Source organism: Candidatus Tisiphia endosymbiont of Parasteatoda lunata, from assembly GCF_964030955.1.
In the GTDB taxonomy this organism is placed as follows: domain Bacteria; phylum Pseudomonadota; class Alphaproteobacteria; order Rickettsiales; family Rickettsiaceae; genus Tisiphia.
In genome coordinates this window covers 352,068-372,269 of record NZ_OZ035003.1, presented here as the reverse complement: position 1 = coordinate 372,269, position 20,202 = coordinate 352,068, and the positions used below count along the sequence as shown (strand labels likewise).

General features: G+C 32.7%; 25 protein-coding genes and 2 pseudogenes. 5 read left to right on the top strand and 22 right to left on the bottom strand.

What is annotated here, in order from left to right:
- Positions 1–18 precede the first annotated feature (18 nt).
- Positions 19–543: a DUF3576 domain-containing protein gene (locus AAHN00_RS02205; RefSeq protein ID WP_410521469.1), complete on the bottom strand. Its 525-nt coding sequence runs from the start codon at positions 541–543 to the stop codon at positions 19–21.
- Between the two features lie 871 nt (positions 544–1,414).
- Here AAHN00_RS02205 and AAHN00_RS02200 point away from each other — a divergent pair.
- From AAHN00_RS02200 to AAHN00_RS02190, 3 genes are all read left to right on the top strand, one after another.
- Complete coding sequence (locus tag AAHN00_RS02200; RefSeq protein ID WP_342271985.1) at positions 1,415–2,041, top strand: dioxygenase; 627 nt, start codon at positions 1,415–1,417, stop codon at positions 2,039–2,041.
- 183 nt (positions 2,042–2,224) lie between these two features.
- On the top strand, positions 2,225–2,920 hold the full coding sequence (locus AAHN00_RS02195; RefSeq protein ID WP_342272723.1) for a TlpA disulfide reductase family protein: 696 nt from the start codon (positions 2,225–2,227) through the stop codon (positions 2,918–2,920).
- Between the two features lie 3 nt (positions 2,921–2,923).
- The gene (locus AAHN00_RS02190; protein WP_342271984.1) at positions 2,924–3,850 is read left to right on the top strand and encodes a S49 family peptidase; all 927 of its coding nucleotides are present in this window, start codon (positions 2,924–2,926) and stop codon (positions 3,848–3,850) included.
- A gap of 549 nt (positions 3,851–4,399) precedes the next feature.
- Here AAHN00_RS02190 and AAHN00_RS02185 read toward each other — a convergent pair.
- From AAHN00_RS02185 to AAHN00_RS14960, 18 genes and pseudogenes are all read right to left on the bottom strand, one after another.
- A complete protein-coding gene (locus tag AAHN00_RS02185; RefSeq protein ID WP_342272688.1) occupies positions 4,400–5,662 on the bottom strand; it encodes an IS5 family transposase in 1,263 nt (420 codons plus the stop codon).
- On the bottom strand, positions 5,565–5,768 hold the full coding sequence (locus AAHN00_RS02180) for a hypothetical protein (RefSeq protein ID WP_342270887.1): 204 nt from the start codon (positions 5,766–5,768) through the stop codon (positions 5,565–5,567). Before AAHN00_RS02180 ends, AAHN00_RS02185 begins: the two co-directional genes overlap by 98 nt.
- Positions 5,769–5,890: 122 nt before the next feature.
- Positions 5,891–7,075, bottom strand: a complete 1,185-nt coding sequence (locus AAHN00_RS02175) for an IS3 family transposase (protein WP_342270912.1) — start codon at positions 7,073–7,075, stop codon at positions 5,891–5,893.
- 34 nt (positions 7,076–7,109) lie between these two features.
- A complete protein-coding gene (locus AAHN00_RS02170) occupies positions 7,110–7,307 on the bottom strand; it encodes a hypothetical protein (RefSeq protein ID WP_342271983.1) in 198 nt (65 codons plus the stop codon).
- A gap of 34 nt (positions 7,308–7,341) precedes the next feature.
- Complete coding sequence (locus AAHN00_RS02165; RefSeq protein ID WP_342271011.1) at positions 7,342–7,521, bottom strand: hypothetical protein; 180 nt, start codon at positions 7,519–7,521, stop codon at positions 7,342–7,344.
- A gap of 211 nt (positions 7,522–7,732) precedes the next feature.
- Positions 7,733–8,503, bottom strand: coding sequence for a cytochrome c1 (locus AAHN00_RS02160; RefSeq protein WP_410521468.1), 771 nt, complete (start codon positions 8,501–8,503; stop codon positions 7,733–7,735).
- Positions 8,504–8,634: 131 nt separating this feature from the next.
- Positions 8,635–9,831: a cytochrome b/b6 gene (locus AAHN00_RS02155; protein ID WP_342271982.1), complete on the bottom strand. Its 1,197-nt coding sequence runs from the start codon at positions 9,829–9,831 to the stop codon at positions 8,635–8,637.
- A gap of 6 nt (positions 9,832–9,837) precedes the next feature.
- Entirely contained in the window at positions 9,838–10,365 is a 528-nt protein-coding gene (gene petA, locus AAHN00_RS02150; RefSeq protein ID WP_342271981.1) for a ubiquinol-cytochrome c reductase iron-sulfur subunit, read from the bottom strand.
- A 336-nt stretch (positions 10,366–10,701) separates the two neighbouring features.
- Positions 10,702–11,133 (bottom strand): DUF2670 domain-containing protein, encoded by a 432-nt coding sequence (locus AAHN00_RS02145; protein ID WP_342271980.1) that lies wholly within the window; start codon positions 11,131–11,133, stop codon positions 10,702–10,704.
- Between the two features lie 106 nt (positions 11,134–11,239).
- The gene (locus tag AAHN00_RS02140) at positions 11,240–11,887 is read right to left on the bottom strand and encodes a heme exporter protein CcmB (RefSeq protein ID WP_341747740.1); all 648 of its coding nucleotides are present in this window, start codon (positions 11,885–11,887) and stop codon (positions 11,240–11,242) included.
- Positions 11,880–12,870, bottom strand: a pseudogene (locus AAHN00_RS02135) (DUF4040 domain-containing protein). The gene AAHN00_RS02140 and the pseudogene AAHN00_RS02135 overlap by 8 nt, the downstream one beginning before the upstream one ends.
- Positions 12,867–13,163, bottom strand: a complete 297-nt coding sequence (locus AAHN00_RS02130; RefSeq protein ID WP_342271979.1) for a Na+/H+ antiporter subunit G — start codon at positions 13,161–13,163, stop codon at positions 12,867–12,869. The pseudogene AAHN00_RS02135 and the gene AAHN00_RS02130 overlap by 4 nt, the downstream one beginning before the upstream one ends.
- A 7-nt stretch (positions 13,164–13,170) precedes the next feature.
- The gene (locus tag AAHN00_RS02125) at positions 13,171–14,628 is read right to left on the bottom strand and encodes an NADP-dependent isocitrate dehydrogenase (RefSeq protein WP_342271978.1); all 1,458 of its coding nucleotides are present in this window, start codon (positions 14,626–14,628) and stop codon (positions 13,171–13,173) included.
- A gap of 20 nt (positions 14,629–14,648) precedes the next feature.
- Positions 14,649–15,218, bottom strand: coding sequence for an OmpH family outer membrane protein (locus AAHN00_RS02120; RefSeq protein WP_342271977.1), 570 nt, complete (start codon positions 15,216–15,218; stop codon positions 14,649–14,651).
- A 194-nt stretch (positions 15,219–15,412) separates the two neighbouring features.
- The gene (locus AAHN00_RS02115) at positions 15,413–16,318 is read right to left on the bottom strand and encodes an Rpn family recombination-promoting nuclease/putative transposase (protein ID WP_342271976.1); all 906 of its coding nucleotides are present in this window, start codon (positions 16,316–16,318) and stop codon (positions 15,413–15,415) included.
- 302 nt (positions 16,319–16,620) lie between these two features.
- Positions 16,621–16,926, bottom strand: a complete 306-nt coding sequence (locus AAHN00_RS02110; RefSeq protein ID WP_342271975.1) for a hypothetical protein — start codon at positions 16,924–16,926, stop codon at positions 16,621–16,623.
- A gap of 36 nt (positions 16,927–16,962) precedes the next feature.
- Positions 16,963–17,316, bottom strand: a complete 354-nt coding sequence (locus tag AAHN00_RS02105) for a hypothetical protein (protein ID WP_342271974.1) — start codon at positions 17,314–17,316, stop codon at positions 16,963–16,965.
- Positions 17,317–17,346: 30 nt separating this feature from the next.
- Positions 17,347–17,778: pseudogene (locus AAHN00_RS14960) on the bottom strand (glycosyltransferase family 2 protein); the annotation flags it as partial.
- Between the two features lie 82 nt (positions 17,779–17,860).
- Here AAHN00_RS14960 and AAHN00_RS02100 point away from each other — a divergent pair.
- Positions 17,861–18,523, top strand: a complete 663-nt coding sequence (locus tag AAHN00_RS02100) for a transposase (protein ID WP_342271973.1) — start codon at positions 17,861–17,863, stop codon at positions 18,521–18,523.
- Here the strand turns inward: AAHN00_RS02100 and AAHN00_RS02095 are convergent.
- Complete coding sequence (locus AAHN00_RS02095) at positions 18,489–19,049, bottom strand: IS630 family transposase (RefSeq protein WP_342270961.1); 561 nt, start codon at positions 19,047–19,049, stop codon at positions 18,489–18,491. The two genes, AAHN00_RS02100 and AAHN00_RS02095, sit on opposite strands and share 35 nt — an antisense overlap.
- Positions 19,043–19,492 carry a helix-turn-helix domain-containing protein gene (locus tag AAHN00_RS02090; protein ID WP_342271578.1) on the bottom strand — a complete coding sequence of 150 codons (450 nt, stop codon included), beginning with the start codon at positions 19,490–19,492 and terminating at the stop codon, positions 19,043–19,045. Before AAHN00_RS02090 ends, AAHN00_RS02095 begins: the two co-directional genes overlap by 7 nt.
- Before the next feature lie 98 nt (positions 19,493–19,590).
- On the opposite strand from AAHN00_RS02090, the gene AAHN00_RS02085 reads away from it, so the two are divergent.
- Entirely contained in the window at positions 19,591–19,977 is a 387-nt protein-coding gene (locus AAHN00_RS02085) for a transposase (protein ID WP_342272721.1), read from the top strand.
- On the opposite strand, the gene AAHN00_RS14955 is transcribed toward AAHN00_RS02085, so the two are convergent.
- Positions 19,943–20,194 (bottom strand): group II intron maturase-specific domain-containing protein, encoded by a 252-nt coding sequence (locus tag AAHN00_RS14955; RefSeq protein ID WP_410521467.1) that lies wholly within the window; start codon positions 20,192–20,194, stop codon positions 19,943–19,945. The genes AAHN00_RS02085 and AAHN00_RS14955 overlap by 35 nt on opposite strands.
- Positions 20,195–20,202: the final 8 nt, after the last annotated feature.

The window sequence follows — 20,202 nt, the reverse complement described above, 5'->3', positions numbered from 1 at the left end:
CTTATTGTAGCAAGTATATCATTCTTTTCTTTCAGCACTAATATATAATTCTCTAGATTTTCTTAAAATTTTATCTTCTATACTATTAGCTAGGTCTGAAGTAGTATGATTGTCTAGCCAATTACCATTTTTAAGTGTTTGTTCAAATATTTTTACTTGGATGGCATCCGGACTAATAACGTTATCTTTAATAAAAATATTTATTTTAAATCGAAAATTTGTTTGTCCTTTTGGACTATACCATTCAGTAATAATGACTCCACCGACTGAATCGGTTGAAGCAAGAGGCACAAAACTTAAAGTTTCTATAGAAGCTTGCCATAAATATTTATTAACGTTACAGCCTACAGTTTTGGTAGATTCATTTTTGATTCTACTTGGTCTAAACACCAAGCCTTCTCCTCCAACTATCGACCCCATTTCATCCATCTTTCTTTCTTGCACAGTTTTGGGATAGTCTCCATTCCTTGCAATTGTGGCAGTTGGAAAAAGAAATAAAGCTAACATTGTGCCAATAATAGTTTGTTTTAAGTGTGTTTTCATAAATGATTTTATAGTCACCTTTTTGGTTAAAACCCCCAGCTTCAGCTGGGAAAGACTTCAGTCCTTGTTCTAATATTTCAATTCACTATAACTTGAATATATGATATTTTAATATACATAAGAGCAAGCTCTTCATGTATATTAAAATATCATATATGACAGATTATAACAAGACTAGCCACACTGTATTTTACCATCGCTTTCATGTTGTTTGGATCACTAAATATCGCTACAAAAGTATTGCAGGGTAACTTATAAGAATTAGGATCAGAGAGATAGCACAGGCATTAGTAATATCTCTTTAGAGTAATAGCGACTTCCAGTCTAGATATCAACCCACCAGCTTCAGCTGGTTGTTATTGAGTTTTTTACTATTTCAAGTAGTTTAGCTTTAGTGTACCATAAGAACCACGTGATGTAAAGGATAGCCCTGTTCTTTAAATTAACAAAATAAATATAATGTAACCTCAATTTCGGATTAATTTTATTAATCCGAAATTGGAATGAGAATGTAAACAATCAGGCTTAAAGCGGTTTGACGCCTGATTGTTAAATATTTCATTTGCTAATAATCTTATTTTTATACCAATAAAAATAAGATTATTAGCGATAATAGATTAAAATGTATTTATTAGTAAGTGCTTCAAGAATGTATTTTTCTGATATTATAGCCAGTTTTGGATTAAAATTTTTAATTTTAATCCAAAACTGAGGTTAATATAGTTGTAAAAGAATAAAGGATACGATAATTTAAATCTCTATAAGAAAATGTAGAATATCCATCTTCTAATAGAAGTTACGTGAATTTGGGATAAGAATTAACTAATTCTTATCCCAAATGGGGTAAGTTATTAAACATAAATGGTAAAAAATGAAAAATTTATTATTTTTAATCTGTTTGTATTCCACTATTGCTATAGCCAGTGAATCTAAGTTTTACCCTAATAAGCTTAATTGTTGTAAGATCAGTAAGAGTGCAATGAATGATTACGAACCGGAAGAATTCCAATTATCCAATAACTTACTTAGAAAGACAGGACAACAAGCAGTCTATCGTGGTACAAAAATTATAGTAAAGGGTAGATTATTAGACCAAGATTGCGTTCCAGTAGCAGATGCAAAAATATATTTATGGCAGGTTGGAACTGACGGAAAATATCCATACATACCACTTCGTACTTGTATCAATAAAAAGATGCTAAACCTTGTAAGTAAATCAAGTTTTACCGGATCTGGCATTGCTACTACTAATAATAAAGGAGAATTTTATTTTATTACTATATATCCTAGTGGAATTTTGCGTGAAACGCCTAATGTAAACATTAGAGTCAACCACTTAGTTCTTGGACAGCTACAAACAAAGCTATATTTATCTAATTCAAGGGTTAATTTAGAAAATTGCGGAGAAGTTAGTCATGTTTTGTCCACTGCACTAGATGGCATTAAAACGTACGAATTTGACGTAGTAATGCCGGGACGAACTTTCAAAAGATATTAATGTTTTGAGTTTTCACACCCTCCGCAACAATATTCTGCAACTGGATTTTCTGGAGGGGGGTTTTCTAATGGTTTTTTTAATCCACAAGAAGTTAAGATTAAGCAGCTTAATAATATTAGAGGTAAAAAAATATTGTTTTTCATTATGATCAATAAATTAATTGGAAATATATTTGTTATTTATATGCATATTAGAAAATATAGTAAACGATTTTTTTTGATTGTAACATATTTGTTGATCAGCACTAATAGTTTTGCATTAGATCAGATCAAATCAGGTGTTAAAATGCTTGATTTATCTAGTGTTCCTGATACGGTGGTTTTCTTTGATGATAAAGGAGAAAAATATTCTCTTGATAATTTTGAAGGAAAAACGATATTATTGGTATTTTGGGCAACATGGTGTGCATCTTGTATTAAAGAAATGCCGGATTTAGATGTATTGCAAAAAGATTTTAGAAAATTGCCATTTGCAATAATCCCTGTATCACAAGACTACCAAGGAATAGAAATTATCCAAAAATATTATAAAGATTATGATATAAGATATCTGCCAATTTACCATGATTTTAAGAATCAACTATTTAAAGCTTTTTCAATAGTTGGTCTACCAACTGCTATTCTAATTAATCCAGATGGAAAAATGTTAGTAAGTTTTGTTGGTACTATTAATTGGTATGATGAAGAAATTCGCAATATTATTTTGTCAAATATTCCTGGAAACCACCCAGAACCTAAAAATAGTTACCGGGAACAAACGCTTAATCAACCGGTTAATAAACAGTTAAAGGCTGAAGAGCAGGAAAACAAAGATGAAAAACCAAAAATACAACAGAATAATGAGGAAAATAATGTTTCTAAAAACGATAATAAGGAGTAACTAATGTACATAGAACATAATAAAAGTTTAATTGCTGAGGCAAAATTTGATCAGGTAATTGCTAAACGTCAAATAGGTAAGTTAGATCAATTACTTTCATTACTACCTAGAATAGGTTCTAATGCATCAAAGCCGGTAATTGCTGTTCTTCGCCTTAGTGGGGTTATAGGTAAAGTAAGCTCAGTAAAATCAGGGCTTAGCATAGAATCGCTACATGAGTTAATTGACAAAGCTTTTGAGATCAAAAATCTTAAAGCTTTGTGTTTAACTATCAATTCTCCGGGTGGTTCACCTGTACAATCTGAACTGATTAGTAAACGTATAAGGTCATTAGCTGGGGAAAAGAAAATACCAATTTATAGTTTTGTAGAAGATGTAGCAGCATCTGGTGGATATTGGCTGGCTTGTATTGGTGACCAAATATATGCATCTAAGAGTTCAATTATTGGTAGTATAGGGGTGGTTTCGGCTGGTTTTGGTTTTCCTGTTGCTATCAATAAGCTTGGAGTAGAAAGGAGGGTTTATACAGAAGGTAAAAATAAATCTATTCTCGATCCATTTCAACCAGTGCAAGAAGAAGATATTGAAATTATTAAGCATATACAAAAACAGATTCACGAGCATTTTATAGATCATGTTAAGGAGCGTCGTATTGGTAAGTTAACACAAGAAGATGATATTTTATTTAATGGAGCATTTTGGTCTGGGGAAACTGCAGTTGATTTTGGTTTAATTGATGGTATAGATGATATGTATAGTTTCATAAAACAGAAATATGGTGATGTAACTATTAAATATATATCTGCTAAACAATCGTGGCTTAAGAAGAGGTTGGGTATGGTAAGGCAAGATTTCGTGCAAGAATTCTCTGATACATTGATTGAATCGGTAGAGAATAAGATTACTTATGATAGGTTTAATATGCGGTAATTTACGCGAATTCAGGATAACTAGGTTCTTATATCTTAAAACATGTTATAACTAGTCCGTCCGCCAAAAATATTTAAAGCCCCCCATAATCTATGATTGAATAAAATTTTTACAAAAAAAATTCTAATATTTGCACTAAAATTAAAAATTGTTTTCAATTTTATAGTCACCTTTTTGGTTAAAACCCCCAGCTTCAGCTGGGAAAGACTTTAGTCCTTGTTCTAATATTTCAATTCACTATAACTTGAACATATGATATTTTAACAAGACTAGCCACACTGTATTTTACCATCGCTTTAATGTTGTTTGAATCACTAAATATCGCTATAAAATACTGCAGGGTAACCTAAGAGTTAGGATCAGAGAGATAATGCACAGGCGTTAGTAATATCTCTTTAGAGTAATAGCGACTTCCAGTCTAGATATCAACCCACCAGCTTCAGCTGGTTGTTATTGAGTGAAAAATTTCTGTTTTAGTAAAATTTTTACATGAGCTTATTGTTAACGATTTTTTTTAATCGTTTAGCAAGTTTTTTAATGATAATTTTTTTATGTAGAGTTAGGCATGATGTGTAAATGATTGGCAATACATCGTAAATTCAAACCTATAGCAGAGATTATTGGATTGATCACATCTCCTATCACACCCTTCAAGAAGTTTCTGCCCATCCTGCCATATTGTTTCAAATGCCCTATTATTGGTTCTATAGCACTGCGTCTCCTGATCATACACTTGTCTTCTTTCAATAACTTTTTCCGAGTTTTTGGGGTATATACCTTACTCTTCTCTTTAACATTGCTGCCAGTATAACCAAGATCAACAAACGATTTTTTTATCTTTATTCCAGTTACATTTTCTACCGCTTCAAAACTCTGCTGCAATGTATGACCATCATAAGGATTATTATGAAACGATTTTGCTGACAGTACAAAATTTCTACGACCACTGACTACTACCGCAACTTTATTGCCAAACTCATATGGCTTGTTTCGTTTTCCCTTCCCTATACACTCTACCTCAGGGGCATGAAAACTATACAATATTTTATTCTGTTCTTTGTATTGCTTTTTCTCTTCTCTTTTTAAAACAGATTGGCTATGTATTTGTTTTACTTTTTTCAATACTTCTTGATCTCTAATAGATAAGTTTAATTTCTGATTTTTTATCTCACGCTCACATATTCTAACCAAACGACCAAGTAATGTTTTTAAATGCTTCATTATTTTCCAACGCTTCTTGGCTTTGCTATGCTCTTTATACTTCCAGAGCTTTATTATATCTCGCTTATAGGTTCTAGCGTAGGTTTCGTTTAAACTTATACCCAAACTTTGGCAAAGCTTCACAATACTAAGCCTAGCTTTATCCATTAAATAAACATCATGTGGGTGCTTGATATTCTTAATTTGTACCGTTGTATCAGCAATTATCAATTCCAAATCTTTTTTTTTAATTGTGTTAGTTCTTATTCCAACTCTTATCAACTCTGCTAATATCTCGTTATATCCAGATTCACCTAATAAATTACGAAATCTTCTTATGCTAGTTTCCGACATCGCTATATCTGTTTCTATATATTCCCACCCACAGAAATATTGCCAATACATGTTTTCTTTTAGTTCTTCCTCTGCTAATGAATCTGAAAAATTATACATTGCTTGTAGCATCGTTACACCAAGCATCACTCTATGACATTTTCTATTTCTACCAAATCTCTTAATAGAAACATTTTTTGATAACCATTCTTCTAGACCAGACCAATTTATTGTCCCACTTTGGGAGAAAAACCCCGCACTTGCAGTGCGTCGTTTCAACATAAATTTTAAATATCTTATCAAGAAAAGATAGGATATTTTTTAACAAAATCTTACACTTCACAGATATATTTTTTTGTGTTGTGACACTTTCTAAATGAGCCATACACAAATAGTTTCTAACTTTTAAGTTAGTACATACATGAGGCATTCATGCCGTAATATGAAACTGGACTGATTTTTCAAGACAAATTTTTCACTAATTTTGTTTCCCATTTTACATAATTTTTAAGCTGCATTTTGTAAGTAATCAAGATACACGTTCATCGGTTTTTTATAACCAATACTTGAATGGAATCTTTGATTGTTATATTTATCCATGTATTTATCAATACCATCTTTAAGTTCTGCGATATTTTTAAAATCATTTATAAATATACAATTATATTTTAAAGTTCTAAAAAATCTTTCAATCACAATATTATCAATGCTTCTACCCTTACCGTTCATTGAGATTTGTATATTATTCTCTTTTAGAATTCCCGTATGCTCATGTCCAGTATATTGACTACCCTGATCACTATTGAATATTTGTGGTGCAGGGTATTTATTCAGTGCATCTTTTAATACATCGGTTACAAGTGATGCATCCATAGAATTAGATACTTTATAACTTAGTATTGCCTTACTATGCCAATCTATAATCGCCACAAGATACATAAATCCTCCGTTAGTTCTAATATAAGTAATGTCACCACTCCACACTTGATTAACATAAGGTACATGAATAGTTCTATTCGTTCCTGATTTGTGCCAGTACGGCTCAAGCAAATAGCTATAAATTTTATGTTGACCATCCTTCACAGAAGTAGATTGCTTTTTATGAGGATGAATAGCTTCTATACCCATTATTCCCATATATTTAAGCACCCTATCTCTGCCCACATTAAAGCCGTCTTCCAATAATTGTTTGTATATATAACGATAACCATACTCAGGGTTATCCGTATATATTTCATCTATTCTATTTAAAATATCAAGATTATATAAGCTCATTACTTTAGCTTTATAATATACTCCAGATCTGCTTATCTTTAATAGTTCACATTGCCTTGTCTTTGCTAACGTACTCAGCTTGGGGTCGACAAGACTTTTCTTATTTGATAAGTCCAAGCTGTTTAGCTTTCCCACCGCCCAGTCCCTCTCGACTGTAGCCTTACCTAATGCTTTTGCAAGTTCATCGTTTTGATTCTTAAGTTCACTAATCTGCCCTTTGTACTCACTAACAGCTTTTGCTGGCTCAAATGCCAATGACGCATTATCTAAAAATTGTCGTTTCCAGTTTTGCATAGTTTTAGCCGTTACTTCATATTTGACCGATAACTGACCTATTGTTGATTCTTCTTTTAACATCTCTAATACTATTTTAGTTTTTGCTTCTGCACTAAAATTTTTAATTTGTTTTTTACCCATTTGTTTCTCTTTAATTTTATTTATTATTCTATACTTATTGAGAAACAAAAATACCTGCTTCTTTGTCTAATTTTTTCAGTCCATTATATATTAAGCTCTGCACTTGCAGTGCAGAGTGGTTAACTAATTCTCTTAATTTATATAGCTTATTATTTGAGTTTAATTCTTCTTTTAATTTATAACCAAAAAGTTTTCCTTGTTTTTGTGATTTGATAATATTTTCTATTGGCATATTGACTGAAATCCATAAGGTTTATTAGCATATTTTAACATTTTCTTATGGATTTCTTTATTGTCCCACTTTGGGAGAAAAACCCCGCACTTGCAGTGCGTCGTTTCAACATAAATTTTAAATATCTTATCAAGAAAAGATAAGAATGAATCATACAGATATTTTTTAACAAAATCTTACACTTCACAGATATATTCTTTTTGTGTTGTGACACTTTCTAAATGAGCCATACACAAATAGTTTCTAACTTTTAAGTTAGTACATACATGAGGCATTCATGCCGTAATATTAAGCTCTGCACTTGCAGTGCAGAGTGGTTAACTATTTTCTGCCATTAAACCCTATTATCTATAAGACTTATAGAGTTTTGCCGGACAGACTAACTACTTATAACATGTTTTAAGATATAAGAACCTAAAGATTTGTTATTTATACTCTTCTGTTTCTAGATTCTTCCAAATTCTATTTTTAGAGATATAGAAGAAAATTATAAAAATTACTAAGAACATCGTCACTTTCAAACCCATGGATTTGCGGTTTTCCATTTCAGGTTCAGCAGCCCATTGTAAAAATATCGTAACATCCATAGCCATTTGTTCGACTGATGAGTTTGTTCCGTCTATATACTTTACTTGTCCATCTGACAAAGGAGCTGGCATGGCAATCTGACTATGTGGGAAATATGGGTTGTAATTTAATCCTGGCATTAGTTTAAAATTTTCAGGAGGATCACTATAACCAGTAAGTATAGAATATAAATAATTTGCTCCATCAGGTCTTGCTTTGATAATCAACGATAAATCAGGTGGGTCTGCTCCATTGTTAGCAGCTCTTGCTGCTTGTTCATTAGGGTAGGGACGAACAAATGGATCGGAGGGTAGGGCAGGTCTTTCGAACATTTCTCCTGCATCATTTGGACCATCTTGTACAGTATAATTTTTGGCTATTTCTTTAATTTCTTCATCTGAAAATCCTAGCTCTTTAAGATTACGGTAATATAAATTATAAAGACCATGACACACGCTACATACTTCTTTATAGACTTGGAAGCCACGCTGTGCAGCTTTCCTATCAACGCTAGCAAAAACTCCATCAAATGGCCAAGCAATCTTTTTTGTAGGTAGTGCATCGTCGTTGGCGGTAACAATATTTGATATTAACAAAATTAATAAACACAGGAAAAACTTAATACTAATGTCATTGCGAGTAGGCATAAGCCAACGAAGCAATCCATTCCTAATCATTCCTTTTTGCTTCATCGCTACTAAAGTAGCTTCTCGCAATGACGGAGTAATGTTAATTGGGTTAGCCATAATTTTCTGATCTTTCATATAGAATCCGGTAATGGCAGAGTTTTTTCATACTTGCTAATTAGTGGCACTGCAATGAGAAAATGAAAGAAATAGTAAGTAGCAGCAAATCGACTTAAGGTAATATAAGGTTCTTCTGCTGGTTGTCCTCCAAGATATCCAAGTACCAAACAATCAAATATGAACAGCCAAAAAGCTATGCGGAACATTGGTCTATAATTGCTACTCCTAACTTTTGAGCTATCAAGCCAAGGTAAGACAAATAATAGCAAAATACTAGAAAACATCAATATTACCCCGCCTAGCTTTGATGGTACTGCCCGTAAAATGGCATAAAATGGCAGAAAATACCATTCTGGAACTATATGAGCCGGAGTAACTAAAGGGTTAGCTGGTATGTAATTGTCAGGATGCCCTAGATAATTTGGTTGATAAAAGACAAAAAAGGCAAATATTAAAAAGTAAACACCGAATCCAACGAAGTCCTTTACCGTATAATACGGATGAAAAGGAATAGTATCTTTAGATGACTTAACATCGATCCCTTTAGAGTTATTTGATCCATGAATATGTAGTGCTACTAAATGAAGTAGTACTAAAGCTACTATAATAAACGGCAATAAATAATGTAAAGCAAAGAATCTGTTAAGTGTAGGGTTATCAACTGAAAATCCTCCCCAAAGCCAAGTAACTATCGATTTGCCAATAATAGGTATAGCTGAAAATAAATTGGTGATTACAGTTGCTCCCCAGTAACTCATTTGTCCCCAAGGTAACACATATCCCATAAAGGCAGTAGCCATCATGGTAAGAAAAATTATTATGCCTATATGCCATAATAATTCTCTAGGTTTTTTGTATGAGCCATAATACAATCCTCTACAGATGTGTAGATAAACTGCAGCAAAAAACATTGATGCTCCAACTGAATGTATATAACGTATTAACCAGCCATAATTGACATTACGCATAATTTTCTCGACACTCTCGAAGGCGTAATCGACATGGGGAGTATAATGCATAGCCAAAATAATGCCAGTGATTATCTGAATTACTAAAGCGATACCAGCTATTGACCCTAAGTTCCATAGGTAACTTAAATTTTTGGGTGTTTGGTATTCGCCTAAATGTTTAAGGAACGAGAAAACAGGTAGTCTATAGTCTATCCATTCTATAACGGGATTTGATTTTTTAGGATCATTAGTTTCATTCATAAATAACTATCCAATTTTAATTTTTGTATCGGAAATAAACTCATATGGTGGGACAGTCAAATTTAAAGGAGCTGGTCCTTTACGAACACGACCAGATGAGTCGTATTGAGAGCCGTGGCATGGACAAAACCAACCATCATAATCTCCTTGGTTTGCAAGTGGTACACAACCTAAATGTGTACAAATGCCAATAGTTACTAACCATTTATCATGTCCAGCTTTAACTCGTACTTGATCAAGTTCGGGATCTATTAACTCGGAAAGGTTTACATTTCTTGCTTCAGCAATTTTTTCGGGAGTCCTGTTAGTAATAAAAACCGGTTTACCTTGCCATTTAACAGTAAGAGTTTGACCTGGTTGTATGTGAGATAAATCCACTTCTATTGAAGATAGGGCAAGAACATCCGCTGAAGGGTTGAATGAATCAACAAGAGGGTAGGTAGCACATGCAGCTCCAACCACAACCATACTGCCGGCAGTTAAGGTTATAAAATCCCTACGAGTTGCCTTATCATAATCATTAGTATTTGACATAAACTGACTAGTATACCTCTTCTACTTCAATAGTTATTTTCACAACTACTTGAAGTAGGGAATTATTTTATAATGAGTGCAACTATAGAAGCTAGGTTCTATAGTAGTGGCTTTCACTTTTTGCATAAATTTGATATTTATTATTATATTTAATATAATAAACTACTGGAAAAGTAACAAAAAATCAAGGGTAGCTTCAACAATTCAACAATTAACAGTGAAGTATTACCCTAATTTTGCTTATAAGGAAAAATGCATTCTTAAAGCGGCTAACACGAATGCATTTTAAACCTTTCTAAAGCTAAAAACATGATTTTAGCCAAATATTAATTTGGTTTATTTACCATCACTATCTGTAAAATCGCTAGGAGAATCATAAGGATTACGATAAGGAAGCATTTCCGGTACAGTTCCGTCTTTAGGTAGTAACTTATTTAATCCCTCCTCTAAAACTTTTTCACCTGTTTCTTTTTCTCTAATCTCGTATTTTGGCGGGTCTCCTAAACATTTCCAAAAATTGGTTAAGCTCTCAAAGTTGGGACCTAATTTTGTAGTACAGTTTTGTGCAATTGATTTAGATGTATCAAGAATTTCAATTGTAGCATTGGTCATATATTTTATAAATCCAATTTGTTCAAGACCCTTGGCTACCCAAAATAATACTATCAAAGAGGCAACTGCTATCATAAAGTACCATTTAGCTATGATACTCCATAAAAACACCCCCATAGGGTTAGCTGCTATTAGTCTTCTTAAAGCTTGCCACATATATAACTACCAAAAAATGGTTAAAAAACTACGACTAAATTACATGAATAATAAAAAAATAACAATTTTTTTATTAGTGCAGGGGCAGTATGGTGTATAATAAAAATTAAATGTTGTAAATATTCTTAATTAGATACGATGAGAGATAAAATATGGTTGGTAAAAGAAGCATATTGATACCAATCATAACAAAAATTAGACTTATATTCTCAAGATTTTGTAAAACAAGACCGGTAAGTATTATGTTGGGTATTAATAGTGGCATGATTAATATTGCTAGCAGGTTAGTATTTGACCTAAAATAGCTTTGAATAGATCCAATTAAAACTAGTAGGCTACTGGACAATGTTAATAGCAAAGTTAGAGTGATAAAAAGATAGGTTACTGTTATTAGATCAAGATCAAAAATAATATAAATTATCGGGATATTTAATAAAGAGCTAGTAAGCGAACTAAAAAATATAGCAAATAATTTAGATGTAACAATCTCACTCTCACTGAAACTGGATAATAGTAGCTCTAAACTTCCATCCTCCACATCTTGCTTTAATATTAGACTAGAGAAGCCAATTAGAGCTATTGGTAAAAAAATTACTGAAAAAATAACCCCAAATTTCTTAATATCTGCTTGGTCATTGATTAAAGCAGTGCTGAAAATACAAAATAAAAAAAATATAAATAGATATTTGCTAAGATTATTAATACGATTTTGAATTAAATATTCCCATTTTATTAGCTGTATTAGTTTATGCATATCTCATTATGGAATATATTAAACACATAACCGATGCAACGCAAAGTCCAACGCCAATTTCAATGATAAAGATACCAATATGTTGAGCTAATAATTTATTATTTGCAAGAGAATAGTAGTTTAAGCAATTATCGTCGAATAATATTGATACCATACCGGTCATGGCATAGATAAGTACCCCGATAGTAGCCATAGCAACTAGTAAATCAGTAGAAAAATATTGTTTTAATTTAAACTGACCATGAACTAAATCAAAACCAATTATCATAGAAGCAAATATAGCCCCAGCTTGGAATCCACCTCCTGGTGATGCATCACCATTAATTTGAATATATAGACCATATAAAAATATATAAGGTAAGATAAAAAGAGTAGAATGTTTTATAATGATAAAATCTTTAAGCATGTTCATTACTTTTTTGTGAAAATAGCAATAATACCGATATTCCAGCAATTAAAATGACTGCCGTTTCTCCAAGAGTATCATAACCTCTGTAACTAGCTAGTAGTGCTGCTACAAAAGAGGGAATACCAATATCACTTTTAGTATTTTCAATATAATATTTGGTTAAGTGACTTTGCATAGGAGAATCTATATATCCATATTCTAGTAAATCAAGTCCTGCAAAGCTAAATGTTACTATGAATATTAAACATATAATTGATGAACTTATTACTCGTGTTGGTTTAAGATCACATTTCTGTATGTCTTGCAATCTAGTAAGAAAGCTTAGGAAAACACAGCTAGACAAACAGCTACCTAGAGCTACTTCAGTCATTGCCACGTCGGGAGCGTCCATAAGAAGATATGATAAACCAATAAGTAAGCTAAATACAGAGCTTATGATCACTGTTTCTAATAAAGAGTTACAAAATATCAGCTTAATGGATATGACGACAAGCATTATCAATATTACCGTAAGTAACCAACTAGCTAGTTGGAAATTTATTATGTCTGGTATAATAAATAAACGATCAATCATTTTAATTCTTTTTGGTTATTTGAGGCTAATAGGGAAGCCTTACTAATTGCATGAGTAGATACCGGGTTTAATATTAAAATCAATATGGCAGCAAAAACTAATTTAAAAGAGCTAGTAAAATCATGCTGTAAAAAGGCAAGACCAACAAGTGATAAAGGTACTCCACAACATTCAATTACACTGGTAGCATGAATTTTTGTATAAAAGTCAGGAAACCTGAACAGTCCAACAATACCAGAAAATATTGCTATAATTCCGAGTAAGATTAATCCATAACCAATAACAAAAAACATAAATATTCTATTCTCCTTGAGCAAGCGAGTAACCCGCTTTCCCATCAAATTCAAAGAGATTCTCAATTTTAATAAAATCTATTTTTGCCTGGCTTAGCGATTCAAGTAAATGGACTATAGATGAATGTGTTATTTTTTCTCCATCCTTCTTTGCCATAAAACGGCAACACCAATGATCTGATAATAATTCAAATCTCTCGTCCCTAGGCCATAATTTAAGTCCCATGGAAGATACGGTTTTTAATTCTAAGTCACCTAAACTGACAGTTTGAATTTTTTCTGCTACCTCATGAGCAGTCAACGCTGTCATTTGGATGAATACATCACTACCTACCAATTCTTTAACCTCTTTACTATTAATCGAATATATCTGCTCACTAGTTTGTTGTTGGGTAACTGGTGATGAATATGCCGCTACTCTGAGGGTAGAAGGTTTGATCCCTAGTCTTTTTACTACTTCATCAGCAAATTCCTTAGTACCAACTTTTTTGCTAGATATTTCTTCATTGTAAATGTCTCCAGTATGGACTCCGTCCTCAATGGTTTTTTTCCAAGCATTTTCTATTAATGTAGCAATATCCTGTTGCCCGATATGAATTAGCATGATAATTGCTGCGTTAAGTAAACCAGAAGGATTAGCTAGGTTGCGACCGGCAATATCTGGGGCAGAGCCATGTACAGCTTCAAATAAAGCATAATTTTGACCTATATTAGCAGAGCCAGCGAGTCCTAGCGAACCAGAAATTTCTGCAGATACGTCCGATGTAATATCACCATACAGATTTGAAGTTACAACGACGTCAAATAATTCCGGCTGAGTTGCTAGTCTTGCGGTGCCGATATCTATAAGGTAATAATCACTTTGAATTTGCTTATATTCATTAGCAATTTCCTCAAAAACTTTATGAAAAATCCCGTCAGACATTTTCATAATATTATCTTTACTGAAACATGTAACCTTTTTACGATTGTTCTTTATCGCATACTCAAAAGCATATCTAATAATTCTTTCACTACCAACCCGGCTAATTAGTTTAAGAGATTCATAGACATTGTGAGTCTGACGATATTCGATGCCTGCATATAAATCTTCAACATTTTCCCGTACTATAACCACATTTAGGTTTGGATGCAGTGTCTTAACAAAAGGAGCATAAGAAATAGCAGTGCGAATATTGGCATAAAGAGATAGGGCTTTTCTAAGAGTTACATTTAAGCTTTTATACCCACCACCTAGAGGAGTGGTAATAGGAGCTTTTAGAAGCACCTTAGTTCTTGCTAATGATTGCCAAGTATCTTCTGCTATCCCTGAGGTATAGTGCTTTTGGTATAATTTTTCTCCTACTTCCACTACCTCTATACGTATTCTTGCTTCAGCTTCTTTTAAAATATACAGTACGGCTTGCATTATTTCTAGACCTATACCATCACCATAAGCTACTGTAATAGGAGTAAATTCTGTCATTGATAAACCTCTATAACAAATTATTCGTATTTAATTGTAACATGTTTTAATTTATTATTTAGTTCTGCTATCACTTCTTGCGTAATATTTAGACTATTTTTAGCAAATAAAATTTGAGTACTAGGTATAACTAGATCAAGATTATACTTTTCTGCTAAAGTACTTATAATTTTTGTTATTGCTTCTTGTACTTTCCCTATACCCTCAGCATGAGCTTGCTCAAGTCGTACTTTTCTATCTCGTATTTCTTTTTGTGCTATATTTATTTTCTTTTCAAAAAGACTAAATTCTTGTTCAAAAGCTGATTCACTTAAAGAATTACGTTTTTCCATTAATAGATTCTCTATTTCTTTTAGTTCTCCATCCTTCTTTGATAGATATTGTTGAATTTTTTCGCTTATTTGGTCTACAGATTTTCTTATAGACTGGATTGCTACAGAATGTTCTAGAATAGAGTGTATATCTACAATAGCAATCCTTGTTGCAAATCTATTTTCAATATTTGTATTGGAAGCATGAATAGTTGAATAGCTGTTAATTATTAAACAAAATATTATTGTTAACCAACTATGACATCGTTTTGACCACATAACTATCATACTAATGTTAGTGTTTTTGCTCCACATAGAATTTTCTCTTCTAAATTCTTCAATTTTTTGCAGTATATACCAAAAATTTCTTCCACTAATATGTTTTTACAAAAATAATATCTTTTTTAACTTTCAACAGTTATGAACAACGGTCGTTCTATTTTTCCAATACAGCAATTCAATACCCTTCCTATTTAATTTTCGTCAAGTACAGTAGTTGTGTCTTCAGCCAAATTCTCACGTAGCACTTCTATTTCTTCTATGGATAGTTCTATTATTCTACTTATAGTTTCTATAGAAAAATTTTCTTTTAGCATTTTTTTTGCCATTGCTATTTTTTCTTCAGCTCTACCTTCAGTTCTAGCTGCAACTATATAATCACGTTCTTTTAGCGATTCATTGACATAATTCTGATAGTGCTGACGTTCTTCTGGAGTCATTTTTAGAACACTCAGACGTTCTGCTACTTTCTTCATATAAGGCGACTTAAAATCATCTTTAACCTCAGAATGTTTGGCAAAATATAACCACTCATCCAACTCATCTTTTATAATACCATCAAAAAGCGGTACGGAAATAACAAAATATTCAGGAAATACATTGTGAACATCAAAAAACCTATAACCCATATCAGCAAGATGTAAGTCTACTGGATGTTCCCTGTCCATTTTTCTAAATATAGTTTGACCGTGATATAATGGAGAGCTTATATCGCTCAACACGAAATATATTAAGTTGATATGAAATATTTTTTTGATATCACTATAATCCTGATCTGAGCTGATATTATTAACAATCAACCGACAACTATTAAAGCAAGCTTTGTGGAGAAAAGTGTGGGTAGTTGAACGATCTATTTCCACAATATATTTATGACCTTGCTGGTCTTCAACGATAACGTCAGCTATGCTTTTCTTTAAGTCTTTACGTTCTTTATTACTCTTACTCTCTAGTAAAGCGGTGATTTTTACTGGTAAGTAACCAGCATCTTTAAGGATAGCCGAAATAAAGCCTTCGATTATTTCATAATCACCTTTATCTTTGAGTAGATATTTAATCGCATAGTCTAACGATACCAATGTTTTACTATTCGTACTCATAAGCTATCCTCATTATCAACTCCATCATCTCTAGACGCTTGCAAGCATATGTACAAAAACAAAGCTCGCATGCCTTCATTGAAAGCGGTGTAGTTGCTTTCTTGCCGCATGAAATTGCTGCGATACACACCACTCATGTAGGCTAAATCTTCTAAGACTATACTAGCATTTTCTCCACTGAAAAGCTGCAAATAAATTGATTTTAATTGCTCTTTTGAGAGTAAAGTAGGAGGAGCTTGGGTTACTGAAGAATTACTTTAATCCTAATTTAATGCTTGACTCTTAAGACAGTATCAAAACCATCATTGGAGTATACCTAGTTTCTTACAAATTTTGTCCCATGTTATTCTAAAACCATCTACACGCAGTGATCTTACGATCATCAAAATTAATTGTACTATTATATTAGGTTTGTAACTCTTAAATAATACAGTAGGTACGTCATTAAATTTTATTGTCCCACTTTGGGAGAAAAACCCCGCACTTGCAGTGCGTCGTTTCAACATAAATTTTAAATATCTTATCAAGAAAAGATAAGAATGAATCATACAGATATTTTTTAACAAAATCTTACACTTCACAGATATATTCTTTTTGTGTTGTGACACTTTCTAAATGAGCCATACACAAATAGTTTCTAACTTTTAAGTTAGTACATACATGAGGCATTCATGCCGTAATATTAAGCTCTGCACTTGAAGTGCAGAGTGGTTAACTAATTTACTTGATGAAAAGCTAGGTATCTTTGTTGCGGATAATAGTAAAGGTTTAACTTGCTTATCAAATTGACTTAAATATTCATCATTCATAACAAATAAGGAAATATTAATTAACCTTATTGTCATTTTTTTATTATTGAAACAATTACTAATTCCATAATTAACCCTAACACATGATAAGGCTAAATCAATTGCTTCTATATCATGTTTGCTTGCTATAGATATCCACAAACATATATCTTCACCAATCTTTATATTTTCAGGGAATTTGTTTGACATAAAAAGGGAGGTTTTTCCTATCACACTAGACATTGCTATTGGACATTTAGTAATAATGTTTGGAAAGACTTGCTTGCTAAAAGTACCAGAGCTTATATATTTTATCAAATTTCCAGCCCAATCTATCCTATGGTAAGAAGTATGTGAGAATAACAAACTATTATCCTCCATAAACTTCAATTGAACCTCAAGTTTATTGTCATAAAACAAATCATCAGAATCAATGAACGCTATGTACTGCCCAGATGCATGTTTAATACCTAGATTACGTGCCGCTGCTGGTCCTGTATTTTCCTTACGAATATATTTAATTCTACTATCTTTATTGCACTCCTCAATCAACCTAGATACATCATCTTCAGAGCCATCATCTACTAAAATCAACTCAAAACACTTATGAGTTTGGGCAATAACACTTTTTATAGACTCAATTGCCAAATCAACTCTATTATAAATTGGCATAATTACACTAATCTTAATATCGCAGGAGTTTCGCACTTAGCAAAAAATATGTTAATCTAGCAAGAAAGAGTTTTAGTTAAGCATGGCAAGATCAAAATGTAGCAAAGACTTATATAAATCATTTTTACAAGCAAGTAGCGTAAGATATAGTGGTAAAGCATTATCTGAAGTAAGTCCAATAAACCTATCTCATGATAGTGCAAGTCGATGGTTAAATAGTAAGGATTTCCGCCCTAGCGGGATCTACAGAGAAGTGTCAAAATATATTGATAGGGAAGCTTCTTGTTTATTAGTGGGAGATGACACGTTATTGTCAAAGCAATACAGTAAGAAAATTGAGCTTGTACATTATCAATATTCTGGAGCTGTACATGATGTTATACCTGGTATAGGGATGGTCAACTTACTGCATTACAATGCTAAAACTGATCAATCTACCCCTGTAGATTATAGAATATATGATAAAGAAACTGATGGAAAAACAAAGAATGAGCATTTTTGTGATATGCTTACTTTAGCTAAGGAAAGAGGGATCAATCCTGATGCAGTAGTAATGGATGCGTGGTATAGCGGTTTGGAGAATTTGAAACATATACGTAATTTAGGTTGGACATGGGTTAGTAACCTAAGAAAAAATAGAAAAGTTAATCATAATGTTAGCTTAGAAAGTTTAGAGATTCCTGATGAGGGACTAATACCAATTGCAATAATTAACACGGTGTATTTATCCAGTCTCTATACATAATTGATTTTACTAAATCTACATTATGAGCAAGTTGATTCCAAGCGTAACAAGCCATAGTGACGATATCTTCATATACACCATAACATTGGTTAGACAAGTAATGATTCTTGATCCATTCCCAAACTTGTTCCATTGCATTAAGTTCCGGTGCATAGGGCGGAAGCGGTATCAAAGTGATATTGCTTGGCACAGTTAGTTTTTTGGCTGTGTGCCAACCTGCATTATCCGTTAGTAAAGCTATATGTCGGTTGCCTTGAATACTGCGAGAAAGGTCTTCTAAGAATTTATTCATTGCCTGTGTGTTTGCATATGGTAAAATTAATGCAAAAGCTTCTCCTGTATCATGGCAAGCAGCTCCATAAATATATGTTGAAATGAATTGCTGTTGCCGAACTTTACGGGGTCTAGTGCCACGCTTAGCCCATATACGAGTTAAGCTACCTTGTTGCCCAACTCGAGTTTCATCCTGAGACCATATATCAACTTTACATCTATCGATATTTTTTGGTAATAATTCTGTTAACATATCTGGAAAGTTTTTTTATATGTATTTTGAGTCTCTTGATTTGACTTTGGATGCATTGAACGAGAAGTAATCCAGCTAAAACCAAGGCGGTGCATAGTATTGTAGACTGTTTTTAACGCACATTTAGCACCATATTCCTCAAGTAACATGATATGTAACTCCTTTCCAGTTATATACCCACCAGTTTTACTTTCACTGAGCGTATTGATTTTATCAAAAAGAGCAGACTCTTGTATAGTGTTAATCTTCCTAGGGGCACCGCTTCTTTGTGATTCAAATAATCCTTCAAAACCATGATTCCTAAATCTTCTGAGCCATGATTGCACAGTTTTCCAGTGTGACTTCACTATTGCAGATATGGCTTTAAAAGATTTGCCTAATTGAAGGTGATACATCGCCAATAAACGTATACGATTTCGACCATGCAGCTCATGTTTCATCATTTTTATAAAATCATGACCTTCAAAACCTTGCGGTAATATTAACCTAGCTATTTGATTACCTTTTATCAGTTAAAAACCCATTTTATAACACTGCGTTAATTATTGCAATTGGTATAAAAATTCACCTACGTGGATACGGTTGGGTTACGGTATTTAAGTTTGTGGCAAAAAATGGTCGCATTGATTACATAACAACTAACTTAGAAAATCCAACACGTGAACAAATAGAGAAAATTGTTAAGGCACGGTGGTCTATAGAAGTTTATCATCGAGAATTAAAACAAACTTGTGGTATTGAACGCTGTCAGGCACGCACGGGTCGAGCTCAGAGAAATCATATTTGCCTTGCTGTATTTGCTTGGCTCGATATGAACAAAAGGAGGATAAATGAAAAAATTACTTTATATCAACAAACTTGGGAAGTTATAAAAACATCAATTCAGAACAACATTAGATGCCTTTTAGCTGATTCGCAATTTTGCTAACTGCGAAACTCCTGTAGTAGTTACTCCAACCAATCATCTTTGGGTTTAACAGTCGGATCAAGTCCTCTGTTGTTGATCCAAAGTTAGTTCTGATTGTAGCTTTGATATCAGCGAGAAAAGACTTTACAGAAGCCTTTGTAGGCTTCGTAAGAAATTTTAACTTCTTACCGTATTTACGAATATGAAAACCAAGAAAATCAAATCCGGCTCTGTACAAATAAGTGT